The 12,278-nt window shown below is 58.5% G+C and carries 8 protein-coding genes and 1 pseudogene; 5 read left to right on the top strand and 4 right to left on the bottom strand.

Annotated features, from left to right (window positions below):
- Positions 1–50: 50 nt before the first annotated feature.
- On the bottom strand, positions 51–1,310 hold the full coding sequence (locus AC1DLB_RS07510) for an OprD family porin (protein WP_477743367.1): 1,260 nt from the start codon (positions 1,308–1,310) through the stop codon (positions 51–53).
- A 620-nt stretch (positions 1,311–1,930) separates the two neighbouring features.
- Here AC1DLB_RS07510 and AC1DLB_RS07505 point away from each other — a divergent pair.
- From AC1DLB_RS07505 to AC1DLB_RS07490, 4 genes are all read left to right on the top strand, one after another.
- Positions 1,931–2,194, top strand: coding sequence for an Os1348 family RiPP precursor (locus tag AC1DLB_RS07505; RefSeq protein WP_477743368.1), 264 nt, complete (start codon positions 1,931–1,933; stop codon positions 2,192–2,194).
- 111 nt (positions 2,195–2,305) lie between these two features.
- Entirely contained in the window at positions 2,306–2,782 is a 477-nt protein-coding gene (locus AC1DLB_RS07500) for a GNAT family N-acetyltransferase (protein WP_026286480.1), read from the top strand.
- Positions 2,783–2,796: 14 nt separating this feature from the next.
- Positions 2,797–3,957 (top strand): aKG-HExxH-type peptide beta-hydroxylase, encoded by a 1,161-nt coding sequence (locus tag AC1DLB_RS07495; protein ID WP_477784819.1) that lies wholly within the window; start codon positions 2,797–2,799, stop codon positions 3,955–3,957.
- A 16-nt stretch (positions 3,958–3,973) separates the two neighbouring features.
- The gene (locus AC1DLB_RS07490; RefSeq protein WP_477743369.1) at positions 3,974–5,944 is read left to right on the top strand and encodes a multinuclear nonheme iron-dependent oxidase; all 1,971 of its coding nucleotides are present in this window, start codon (positions 3,974–3,976) and stop codon (positions 5,942–5,944) included.
- Between the two features lie 72 nt (positions 5,945–6,016).
- Here AC1DLB_RS07490 and emhC read toward each other — a convergent pair whose 3' ends face one another.
- From emhC to AC1DLB_RS07475, 3 genes are read right to left on the bottom strand one after another with little or no spacing between them, the layout of a single operon-like run.
- Entirely contained in the window at positions 6,017–7,477 is a 1,461-nt protein-coding gene (gene emhC, locus AC1DLB_RS07485; protein ID WP_019580905.1) for an efflux RND transporter outer membrane subunit EmhC, read from the bottom strand.
- Positions 7,477–10,638, bottom strand: a complete 3,162-nt coding sequence (emhB, locus tag AC1DLB_RS07480) for an efflux RND transporter permease subunit EmhB (RefSeq protein WP_477784818.1) — start codon at positions 10,636–10,638, stop codon at positions 7,477–7,479. The genes emhC and emhB overlap by 1 nt, the downstream gene beginning before the upstream one ends.
- A gap of 3 nt (positions 10,639–10,641) precedes the next feature.
- The gene (locus AC1DLB_RS07475) at positions 10,642–11,799 is read right to left on the bottom strand and encodes an efflux RND transporter periplasmic adaptor subunit (protein ID WP_018926861.1); all 1,158 of its coding nucleotides are present in this window, start codon (positions 11,797–11,799) and stop codon (positions 10,642–10,644) included.
- A 264-nt stretch (positions 11,800–12,063) separates the two neighbouring features.
- On the opposite strand from AC1DLB_RS07475, the pseudogene emhR reads away from it, so the two are divergent.
- Positions 12,064–12,278 (top strand): annotated as a pseudogene (emhR, locus tag AC1DLB_RS07470) (efflux system transcriptional repressor EmhR); the annotation flags it as partial.

Here is a 12,278-nt window from a genome sequence, read left to right as displayed (position 1 = left end):
CCCCCCCGATCTGTAGGAGCGAGGCTTGCCCGCGAAGGCGTTTTAGAGTCTTACAGCAGGCTGATCGGATAGCTGACGATCAACCGGTTCTCATCGAACTCGTTGTTGTTGAAGTCACGGCGGATGGTGGAGTTGCGCCATTTGACGTTGAGGTCTTTGAGTGCGCCGCTTTGTACGGTGTAACCCAGTTCGCTTTCGCGGCCCCACTCCTTGCCGTCGCTGGTGGTGGCGGTGTGGACGTTGTCGCCGCTGATGTAGCGGTTCATCAGGGTCAGGCCCGGCACGCCCAGAGCGGCGAAGTTGTAGTCGTGGCGCACTTGCCAGGATTTTTCCCTGGCGTTGTCATAGCTGGAGTTGTAGCTGTCGTTGGCCAGGGTGCCGCCGCTGGTTCCGTTGACTCGCATCCAGGCGTTGTCGCCGGTGAGTTTTTGCAGGCCGACGTAAAAGGTGTTGCCACCGTATTTGGCCGAGAACAGACCCGACCAGGTCTTGTTGTCCAGCTCGCCCGCCCGGGCGCTGCCGTCATCCTTGCCGTAGAAGAACCCGAGATTGGCGCCCAGCGTCCAGTCGCCCAGCGGTTGGGTGTGGATCAGGTTGACGTATTGCTGGCTGTAGATGTCTTTGAGTTCAGCATTCCACAGGCCGATCTGAGTACGCTTGTCGTTGAAGACGTATTCACCGCCCTGGAAGTTGAAGCGGTCTGAGGTGAACGCCGCTTTGCCGGTCATCGACATGTCATTCATGCTGCTGTCGTCGCGCGGGCTGTTGGCGCGGAACTGGCCGCCGTAGAGCGTCAGGCCGTTGATTTCCTTCGAGGTGATCTGGCCGCCACGGAAGGTTTGCGGCAGCGAGCGACCGTCGTCCGAGCGCAGGATCGGCAGCACCGGCATCCATTCGCCGACCTTCACTTCGGTCTGGGACAGCTTCGCCTTGAACGCCACGTTGGCGCGACCGAAGTTGTCCGCCGGGCGGCCATCGTGATCCAGCGGCAGCAATTGCGTCCCGCCGGTGCCTTTACCGCCGTCGAGCTTGACCGAATACAACCCCAGAACGTCCATGCCGAACCCGACGGTGCCCTGGGTGAACCCGGATTTGGCGTCGAGGATAAAGCTTTGCGTCCACTCTTCAGCCTTGCCCTGGCTCTTGGTCGGATTGGTGAAGTTACGGTTGATGTAGAAGTTACGCAGGTTCAGGTTGACCTTGGCACCTTCGACAAAGCCTGCTTCCTCGGCCAAGGCGGGCAGGGCCGCGCCGGCCAGTGCGATGGCGATCAGACTGGGGAACAAATACTGCGTGGTGGAGGAAGTCATGGACTCGGGTCTCTCTAATTGTCAGGGATAAGGCAGTACACAGCCGCAACCAAGGGGTCGCAGACAAAAAATCGAATTCGGATAAGGGGGCGGGCGAGATCAGCCGGAGCGCAGAGGGCGCGTAGTCATGGTGTCGGACCTTGTTGTTATTGATTTTTGCAGGTGCGGACAATGGTGCGAGGGATGGGCGGGGGGATTCAATTGGGGGGGATGGGGTTTTGGGCGATTAACGAACACTAATCGACGTCAGCGTGGGCGCGGACGGTATGAGGCATTCCTAATAAAATCCCATAGTTATTCGGGTTGATAAGGGGCGTCCGCAGGTGTGTTCTATTAATGGCGCCTTGTTGTTTTTTTGATGTTAGATGGAAGTGTTTATTGCTTTAGTTGTAAGACGTTTCCTACAGTGTTGGCTGTCATTAAAGGTAGATCAATAGTCGCCGGTTAAACTTAAGAATTGGTGTTGTCGGTTATCGTAAAAAGATTTAAAGAGAGCCATGGGCTTGGCTGGAAAAGAAAAGAGGCCTTGCTATATTCAAATTCCTCAGGCGGGCAAAAGAAACTCTCTTGCTTCGTCAGGGGATGTTTTTCGTCATGCCGAAATAACAAGGAGAAGTACCATGGGTAATAAAGTCAATCAGGAACGTTTGGCCTCGGTTCTGGGACGGGCCATGCTGGACGAAAAATTTGCCAACGCCTTACACAGTGATCCGGCAGGGGCGGCTAAAAATATTGGCGTGCACTTAAGTACTGACGAGATCGCGGCGGTTAAAGGTATTGATGCTGCAAAACTGACGGCAGCTTCCTCCAGCATTCGGAGCAACCTGGGGATACGCGCGGTATTCGATACACAGAACCAGCAGCAACAAGCGCGCATGGATTAACGGTGGGTGATGCCATTTGGCGTGCCACGAAAGGTGGGCTTTTACGGTGGTACGCCGAATGGCCTTATCAGACTCATGACCTGAAGCATTCGGGCACGGAGTGAATGACGCATGTCTGTCACCTTGGCTCCAATGAATGACGCGGACTTTGCTACGTTCGCTGACAGAGCGCTTGCTGAATATGGCGACGGGATGGTCGCCGCCGGCGAGTGGGGCCAGGAGGAGGCGTCGCAAAGGGCACGAAGCGTCTTCGAGCAATTGTTGCCGCAAGGGCGATTGACTGAAAAGAATCAACTCTGGGTAATCCAGGATCAAGCGCGGCGCATCGGTGAATTATGGGTTGCCGAACGACACGCTGGCGCCGGTCGGATCGCCTTCATTCTGGATATTTACATTGACCCCGGCGAGCGCCGCCAGGGTTATGCAAAACAATCGCTGCTGGCCCTGGAATCATGGGCGAGCCAGGCGGGATGCAAGGAAGTGCGGTTGCATGTCTTTGGTCGCAACGATGCGGCGCGTCGTCTTTATGAACAACTGGGTTATGGCATTGCCAGTCTGACAATGGCGAAGCCGTTGCCGCCAACCTAAGGGAAGGTTGAGAAATGGACATCGGTAACAGTGGTCAACGTGAGCTCTCGGTCGAGGATTTATTTCAGGGCACGACCTTCCTTGCGGATTCGGAGCCTTCGCGATTTGAAGTCTYGCTGGAGCGTGTCAGTCGAAATCGATACACCAGCTTTGTTGCGCTGTACACCGAACTTTTTCAGTTGTTTCCCAACGCGCCACATCTGGCAGAGTTTTTTGAACAGGCATTTAATCTTATCGTCCCTCCGACCCGTGAACAGCGCTTGATTATTAATGATCCGGTGTTTCAAGTGTGGAATGTACTGACCGCTCATTATGCCAATCTGGTCATCACGAAAAAGACCGAGGACAGGAGTGAGCTGGAAAAAATGCTGTGCGAATTTCCTGAGATGTTAGTGCGTGTCAAAGCATCCGACAGTTCCCGCGTGAATCATTATTGCCCCCCTGTGCATCGGTTTGATGTCGATCCGCTGGTAGCGATAGTGATGCCGCCCAGTTATGAGTTTCCGGAGGATGAAGCCGTCCGCAAACAGTTGGAGCGTAGCGGTTACTCCGTACGGTTTTTTTGCGACGTGGTGAATATTGCCCTGTTGCGCATAGAGCACACATGGCCCGCCTGCCGTGAGCAAATCAAAAAACTGGTCAAGTCGATTTTCTATTTACCCGATGGTTCATTTCGAAGCTGTTCGGCGTCCCGTTTCACCGGAATCATCCTGTTGTCGAGCCGGGATGATTCGATACTCGATCTGGAAGAGTCCCTGGTGCATGAGGCCACCCATCAGTTGCTCTATCACATTGTCGAGGCGTGCCCGGTCGTTAAGGAAGAGACCTCGCGGGAGCCTTTGTACACCTTGCCGTGGTCGGGACAGAAGCGTGACTTTTATGGCTACTTCCACGCGTTTTACGTGTACATCGCGTTGGTCAAATACCTGGGGCGGGTTCGTTCGCGTTCGACCGATGAGCTGCAACGGGCGCAAAACCGTCTTCTGTACATTCTGCGAGGCTTGATCAAGGCATTGCCGGACTTTGAGGCCAGCACTGAATTCACCCCACAAGGACGTCAACTTCTGGAAAACCTCGCCAAAGAGGTCAGAGCGCAGGAAAACCAATATGCCGGGCTGTTGGCGATATCGGGGACTGATACTGAGCAACAACGCTTGCTGGGTCTGACCGCCTGAAGCCGGGGAGGCTCACATGGGGATGTTTGATGCCTCGTCCTATCCCGAGGCCGGAGTAGGGCTGGAATACCATTTGCCACGGCGCAGGGCACAGGATGACCGGTCGGAGGATGGACTTGACCCGACGGTCGAGCGAATTCTCGCTGAGGGTTTGCCGCATTTCGATTACGTCGAGTTTCAGCCGACCCACTGCATCCTGCAGCCTCGTTTACTTGACGTCAGCGCTCGAGTACCGAGCCTGCTGCACTCGTCCAGTTTGTCCCTGGGCAGCGTGGGCATCGCGATGGATCGCGAATTTCTGAACATGACGCGGAGACTGTGCGACAAAACCCGCTCGCCGTGGCTGGCCGAGCATATTTCCTGGTCGCGTTTCCACGGTGGCGACACGCAGCATTTCATTTTGCCGACCCTGGCCCAAGAGGTGGCTGACACGGTGGTGGCCAATGCCATCGAATTGCGCGAGCTCACGGCCACACTGCTGGTGCTGGAAAACGCACCGCGGTTGTTTTCATTGCCGGGCGCACAAGAGCAGTCCGAAGGCGAGTTCATTTCCAGTGTGGTGGAGCGCAGCGGCTCGGGATTTTTGCTGGATCTCGACAGCGCGATCACGACCGCCAGAACCCAGGGTTACGACCTGAACGACTATTTGCGTTCGTTGCCGCTGGACCGGTTGATTGAAATTCACACCAGCCATCCACGGCGGGATTGGGACATTTTGCGTGAGCTGTTCAGATCATCCCCGGTGAAAGCGATCACCCTGGAGTGGGATATTTCGCGCAAAACCGATGACGCGGAACTGTTGACCTTGATCAAGGCCATCAAGTCCTTGAGGCCCAAGGCCCTGTTCTGGCAGGAGCTTGATCAACAGGGTGATCAACAGACGCCGTCGGAGGACGCGCAGACCCTGCTGAAACTCAGGGAAAGCACCTGGCTCAGCGTTGGCTCGGCGTCGTTTTTTATCCGAGACCGGCAGCAGGACTTGAGCCTGGAGTTTGGCGTGACGTTGCTGCCGTTACTGCGCCATTTCCTGAGCCCGCAAACGCTGGAAAGTGCCTTGTTGCTGCCGGGTGTTTTGCAAAGCCCTGCACAGGACGACAACCTGGCGTTTCTGAGAACACTGGTCAGCCATGGTGTTTTGCTGCCTGTGGCGAATCAATCGGGTTCGGTCACCTGTAACGAAGGTAAGCATCCGCTCAACCTTTGGAACCGTTGGGATGCAGCGCTGGAGTTTTACCTGAGTACCCGGACCGGCTCGCACACGCCCTACATCAGCGTCGCCGAGCTGGAAACGGAGCTGGAGCAAAAGGCCTCGGCGCAACCTCAGCCGTCGGCGTTCAAGGACTACTGGTCCCATCCGTTCATCGCCCTGGAAAACCCGCTGTTGCCTGCCTGTGCGATTGCTCAGCCGACGCTGCTGGACTCGCTGTGCAATCGCCGTACGTCGCGAACCTTCAGTGATCAGCCGTTGAGTTCGGAACAACTGTCTTTGTTGCTCTACTACACCTGGGGCGCGACCGTCGTGCAGCACAACCGCATGGGTGACTATTTCCTGAAGAAAACCTCGCCGGCCGGCGGTTCGCTGCAGGGCACCGAGGTGTATGCGGTGCTGATGAACGTGCAGGGTTTCGAGCGGGGGCTTTACCACTATTCGGTACGCCGTCATGGGCTTGAGCTGCTTTCCCTGGAAGATCCGCGAGCCTGGATCAGCGAGGCTTGTGGTGGGCAGGCGTGGATCAAGGATGCGGCAGCGGTGTTCGTTTCCACGGCGCGGGTCGAGCGAATGGCCTGGAAATACGAATTCAGCCGCGCACTGCGGGTGGCGCTGATGGATGCCGGGCATCTGAGTCAGACCTTTTCCCTGCTGGCCACCGCGCTGGGCCTGGGCAGTTTCACGACCGCAGCGTTACGCGACGAAATGTTCGAAAACCGCTTGGGGCTCGATTATCTGGAAGAGCCGGTGTTTCTGGTCAATGGAGTCGGAGGGTGAAGCGAACAGGCTGGTTTTTTTCACGACCAACAAAAAGCCCACCAAACGGTGGGCTTCGTGTTTACGGCGCTATCAGAACAACTTCATCTTCGGCGCTTCTTCTTTCAACGGCTCGTTCTTTGCCGTCTGTTCATTCCAGCCACCGCCCAACGCCTTGTACAGGTTGACCGCGCTGGTCAGCTGCGCCAGGCGGTCGGTGATCAGCGCCTGTTGGGCACTGAACAGCTGGCGCTGGGCGTCGAGGAAGGTCAGGTTGCTGTCGACCCCGATGCGATAACGACGCTCGGCCAGACGGTAGTAGTCCTGGTTGGCGCTGACGAAATCACGCTGAGCCTGCAACTGCTCGGTGTAGGTCTGGCGTGCGGCCAGGCCATCGGCGACTTCCTGGAAGGCCGTTTGAATGGACTTCTCGTAGTTCGCCACGCTGATGTCTTTCTGGATCTTGGAGTAATCCAGGCTGGCACGCAGGCTGCCGGCGTTGAAGATCGGCAGGTTGATTTGCGGCTGGAACAACCAGGTGCCCGAACCACCCTTGAACAGACCGGACAGGTCCGGGCTCAGGGAGCCGGCATTGGCGGTCAGGCTGATGCTCGGGAAGAATGCAGCCCGCGCCGCGCCGATGTTGGCGTTGGCGGCCTTGAGGTTGTATTCGGCCTGGAGGATATCCGGGCGACGTTGCAGCAAGTCCGACGGCAGGCCGGCCGGCACGTCGCTCAGCAGGTCGTCCGACAGTGGCTTGGCTGCTTGCAGATTGGCCGGGATGCCGGTGCCGAGCAGCAACACCAGGCTGTTTTCATCTTGGGCGACCTGACGGGTGTATTTGGCCTGTTGCGCACGGGCGTTTTCCACCGAGGTACGTGACTGGGCCAGATCCAGCGCCGAGGCTACGCCCACTTCGTTGCTGCGCGAGGTGAGCTTGTAGCTCTCCTCGAAGGCACCGAGGGTTTCCTGGGTCAGTTTCAGCAGTTCCTTGTCGGCCTGCCAGGTCAGATAGGCATTGGCCACGCTGGCCACCAGACTGATCTGCGTGCTGCGCCGTGCTTCTTCAGTGGCGAAGTACTTCTGCAGGGCCTCTTCGCTCAGGCTGCGCACCCGACCGAACAGGTCGAGTTCATAGGCGCTGATGCCGACGGTGGCCGAGTAGGAACTGCTGATGTTCGCTTCGCCGGTTTGCGAGGCCCGTGCCGGAACCCGCTGACGACTGCCGCTGCCGGTGGCCGAAACCGCCGGGAACAGGTCGGCGCGCTGGATGCGGTATTGAGCCGCATAAGCGTCGATGTTCAGCGCCGCGACGCGCAGGTCACGGTTGTTCTCCAGCGCGGTCTGAATCACCTGTTGCAGCGCCGGGTCGTGGAAAAACTGCTTCCAGCCCTGTTCGGCGGCGGCCTGGTTGGGCGCCTGGGCCGGCGAATACGCCGGGCCTTGCGGGTATTGGCCCGCCACCGGTGCTTCAGGCCGCTGATAATCGGGTATCAGCGAGCAGCCACTCAGCACGAAAGCGGTGACTGCCAGGGAGAGTAGCGACTTGCTCATTAGCCAGCCTCTTGAGGAGTTTCAATGGCGTCATCCTGGTCGGCGACTTTGCGCTGGCCCATGGACGACACGGTGACGAAGAACAACGGAACCCAGAAGATCGCCAGGATCGTGGCCGTGAGCATACCGCCAATCACCCCGGTACCGATCGCATGTTGGCTACCCGAACCTGCGCCCGTGGAAATGGCCAGCGGTACCACGCCGAGCACGAATGCGAGCGAGGTCATGATGATCGGTCGCAGACGCATCCGGCAGGCTTCGATCGCTGCATCGCGCAGGCTACGCCCTTGCTCATGCAGTTCCTTGGCGAACTCGACGATCAGAATGGCGTTTTTCGCCGCCAGACCGATGGTGGTCAACAGCCCCACCTGGAAGTACACGTCGTTGGACAGGCCGCGCAGGCTGGTCGCCATCAGCGCACCGATGATCCCCAGCGGTACGACCAGCATGACCGCGATCGGGATCGACCAGCTTTCATACAACGCCGCCAGACACAGGAACACCATCAACAGCGACAAGGCGTACAGCGCTGGTGCTTGCGAGCCGGACAGACGTTCCTCGTACGACAGACCGGTCCAGGAAATACCGACACCGGCCGGCAGTTTCTTGGCCAGGGCTTCGACTTCGGCCATGGCCTCACCGGTGGAATAGCCGGGCGCCGGGGCACCGAGGATTTCTATCGCTTCCACGCCGTTGTAACGGGCCAGTTTCGGTGAACCGTAGATCCATTCACCCCTGGCGAACGCCGAGAACGGAACCATGGTGCCGGCGCTGTTGCGCACGTACCACTTCTTCAGGTCTTCAGGACTCATGCGAGCGCCGGGCAGGCCTTGCACGTAAACCTTCTTCACACGACCGCGGTCGATGAAGTCGTTCACATAGCTACTGCCCAGGGCAATCGACAGGGTGTTGTTGATGTCGGTGAGGGTCACGCCCAGGGCGCTGGCCTTCTCATCGTCGATTTCCAGCTGGTACTGCGGCTCGTCATTCAGGCCGTTCGGACGGACTTGCGACAGGACCTTGCTTTGCGCCGCCATGCCGAGGAACTGGTTACGGGCTTCCATCAGCTTGTTGTGACCGATGCCGGCACGGTCCTGAAGGAATACGTCGAAACCGGTGGCGTTACCCAGTTCCAGTACCGCTGGTGGCGCAAAGGCAAACACCATGGCGTCGCGGAAGGTAAAGAAGTGCTGTTGGGCACGGGCCGCCAGTTTGAACACGCTGTTGTCGGCGTTACGTTCGTCCCACGGTTTGAGCATGATGAACGCCATGCCCGAACTCTGGCCACGGCCGGCGAAGTTGAAGCCGGTCACGGTAAACACCGAGGCCACTGCATCGCCTTCGCCGCCATCCTTGCTCGGACGCAGCAGGAACTCGCGCATTTCATCCACGACCACTTGCGTGCGCTGGGAGCTGGAACCGGCCGGGGTTTGCACCTGGGCAAACAGTACGCCCTGGTCTTCTTCCGGCAGGAACGCCGTTGGAATGCGGGTGAACAGCCAGATCATGCCGACCACGATAATCAGGTACGCCAGCAGGTACGGAGCCTTGTAAGCGAGCATGTTGCCGACGCCGCGCTCGTAGCTTTTGACGCCACGGTCGAAGTTGCGGTTGAACCAGCCGAAGAAGCCGCGTTTCGGCGTGCCGTGCTCGCCTTTCGGAATCGCCTTGAGCATGGTGGCGCAAAGCGCCGGGGTGAAGATCAATGCAACCAGCACCGACAAGGCCATGGCCGAAACGATGGTGATCGAGAACTGCTTGTAGATCACACCGGTGGAGCCACTGAAGAACGCCATCGGCAGCAGTACCGCGGACAGCACCAGAGCAATACCGACCAGCGCACCCTGGATCTGCCCCATGGATTTCTTGGTGGCCTCCTTGGGTGACAGGCCTTCTTCGCTCATGACCCGTTCGACGTTTTCCACCACGACGATGGCATCGTCCACCAGCAAGCCGATGGCCAGCACCATGCCGAACATGGTCAGGGTGTTGATGCTGAAGCCGAATGCCGCGAGGATCCCGAATGTACCCAGCAATACCACCGGCACGGTCATCGTGGTGATGACGGTGGCGCGGAAGTTCTGCAGGAACAGGAACATCACCAGGAACACCAGCACGATCGCTTCGACCAGGGTTTCAACCACACCCTTGATCGACTCGGTCACCACCGGGGTGGTGTCGTACGGGAACACCACTTCCATCCCTTGCGGGAAGAACGGTTTCAGGTCATCGATGGTTTTGCGCAGGGCCTTGGCGGTATCGAGGGCGTTGGCACCGTTGGCCAGTTTTACTGCCAGACCGGAAGCCGGGCTGCCGTTGAACTGGGCGCTGACGCTGTAGTTCTCGCCACCCAGGCCTACTTCGGCGACGTCTTTGAGGCGAACCTGCGAGCCGTCCTTGTTGACCTTGAGCAGGATTTCCTTGAACTGCTCGGCGGTCTGCAGGCGGGTCTTGCCGATGATCGTAGCGTTCAGTTGCTGGCCGGGCAGGGCGGGCAAGCCGCCGAGTTGACCGGACGATATCTGGACGTTCTGCGCCGCGATGGCGRTTTTCACGTCCACCGGGGTCAGGTTGAAGTTGTTCAACTTGGCCGGGTCGAGCCAGATCCGCATCGCGTACTGGGCACCGAAGACCTGGAAGTCACCGACACCGGCGGTCCGCGAGATCGGGTCCTGCATGTTCGACACGATGTAGTTGGACAGGTCGTCCTTGGTCATGCTGCCGTCACGCGACACCACACCGATGACCATCAGGAAGTTTTTCACCGACTTGGTCACGCGGATACCCTGCTGCTGCACTTCTTGCGGCAGCAGCGGGGTGGCCAGGTTCAGTTTGTTCTGGACCTGAACCTGCGCGGTATCGGAGCTGGTGCCCTGCTCGAAGGTCGCGGTGATGGTCATGCTGCCGTCGGAGTTACTTTCCGACGAGACATAACGCAGGTTGTCGATACCGTTGAGCTGTTGCTCGATCACCTGCACCACGGTGTCCTGCACGGTTTGTGCAGACGCGCCAGGGTAAGTCACGGAGATCGCAATGGCCGGAGGCGCAATGCTCGGGTATTGGTTGATCGGCAGCTTGAGGATCGATAAAGCCCCGACCAGCATGATCACCAGGGCAATTACCCAGGCGAAAATCGGACGGTCGATAAAAAATTTCGACATGGTTTACTCCCCTTTGCCGCCGACAGCGACTTTGGCTGCCTGTGCGGGGACCGGGCTCTTGGCGTTGACGTTGGTGGCTTCAGTGGCCTTGACTTCAACACCAGGTCTGACGAATTGCAGCCCTTCAGTGATCAGGCGATCGCCTGCCTTCAGGCCGTCTTCAATCAACCATTGGTTGCCGACAGTACGGCTGGCCTTGAGCTGACGCAGTTCGACCTTGTTGTCCGGACCCACGACCAGCGCGGTCGGGGTGCCTTTGAGGTCGCGGGTCACGCCTTGTTGCGGCGCCAGAATCGCCGCGCTGTTCACGCCGGATTGCAACTGAGCGTGAACGAACATGCCCGGCAGCAGGGTGTGATCAGGGTTCGGGAACACCGCGCGCAGAGTCACGGAACCAGTGGTCTGGTCTACCGAGACTTCAGAGAACTCGAGCTTGCCGTCCACGGCGTACTGGCTGCCGTCTTCCAGTGTCAGCTTGACCGCGGCGGCATTGTCGCCCGCCTTTTGCAGACGACCGCTTTCCAGTTCGCGGCGCAGCTCAAGCAGCTCCACCGAGGACTGGGTCACGTCGACATAGATCGGGTCCAGTTGCTGGATGACCGCCATGGCGTCGCTCTGGCCACTGCTGACCAGCGCGCCTTCCGTCACCGACGAACGGCCGATTCGACCGGAGATCGGTGCGTAGACCTTGGTGTAGCGCACGTTGATCTGGGCGGTCTGCAGGGAGGCTTCCGATTGCAGGCGGTTGGCCAGTGCCGTGTCGTATTCCTGACGGCTGACAGCCTGTTCGTCGACCAGTTGCTTGTAGCGATCGGAGATCGACTTGGTCGAACGCAGGTTGGCTTCGGCGCTTTTCAGGGTCGCGTCATAGACCGACGGGTCGATCTGATACAGCTGCTGTCCGGCCTTGACGTCGCCGCCTTCCTTGAACAGTCGTTTGAGAATGATGCCGTTGACCTGTGGGCGAACTTCGGCAATGCGGAACGCACTGGTGCGCCCCGGAAGTTCGGACGTCAGGGTGAAGGCTTGTGGTTGCAGGGTTACGACGCCGACCTGAGGGGTGGGTGCGGCAGGTGCCGCCTCTTCCTTTTTACATCCACTGAGCAGCGATGCCAGGGCGAGGGCAGTAACCAGAGCGGTAACAGCTGGCTTGAATTGCATGAAGATCCTCGGGTCAGGCGCGCAAGTTGCGCACAAGAAAGGTGGAAGGTTAAAAAATTTTACCGGGTGGATAAGTAGCTTGCTAAGGAATATACTTACATTCATGCTTGTTTGTAAATACCTTGGCGGCGTACCCACACCGTTACAAAAGCCGTCCAAAGATTTGAATTGTAGGCCTGAGACGAAGCCCGAAAGCGCTCGCCTCACTTCTATTCAGCGGATGCTCAGACATCGCTGAGGCACCCTGATTGAGGTTTTACTGCCATGGTCCGTCGCACCAAAGAGGAAGCTCAAGAAACCCGAAGCCAGATACTCGAAGCGGCAGAAAAAGCCTTTTTCGAGCGGGGCGTGGCACGCACGACGCTGGCGGATATCGCTACCCTGGCCGGGGTGACTCGCGGGGCTATCTACTGGCATTTCAGTAACAAGGCGGATCTGCTGCAGGCGATGCTCGATACCCTGCACGAGCCGCTGAATGA

The organism is Pseudomonas sp. 05N434 (assembly GCF_056396965.1).
This window is presented reverse-complemented; position numbering and strand designations above follow the sequence as displayed.

Bases quoted from the DNA above. Each gene is read 5' to 3' on its own strand.
- AC1DLB_RS07510 (WP_477743367.1), bottom strand. From the start codon at position 1,310: ATGACTTCCTCCACCACGCAGTATTTGTTCCCCAGTCTGATCGCCATC.
- AC1DLB_RS07505 (WP_477743368.1), top strand. From the start codon at position 1,931: ATGGGTAATAAAGTCAATCAGGAACGTTTGGCCTCGGTTCTGGGACGG.
- AC1DLB_RS07500 (WP_026286480.1), top strand. From the start codon at position 2,306: ATGTCTGTCACCTTGGCTCCAATGAATGACGCGGACTTTGCTACGTTC.
- AC1DLB_RS07490 (WP_477743369.1), top strand. From the start codon at position 3,974: ATGGGGATGTTTGATGCCTCGTCCTATCCCGAGGCCGGAGTAGGGCTG.
- emhC (WP_019580905.1), bottom strand. From the start codon at position 7,477: ATGAGCAAGTCGCTACTCTCCCTGGCAGTCACCGCTTTCGTGCTGAGT.
- AC1DLB_RS07475 (WP_018926861.1), bottom strand. From the start codon at position 11,799: ATGCAATTCAAGCCAGCTGTTACCGCTCTGGTTACTGCCCTCGCCCTG.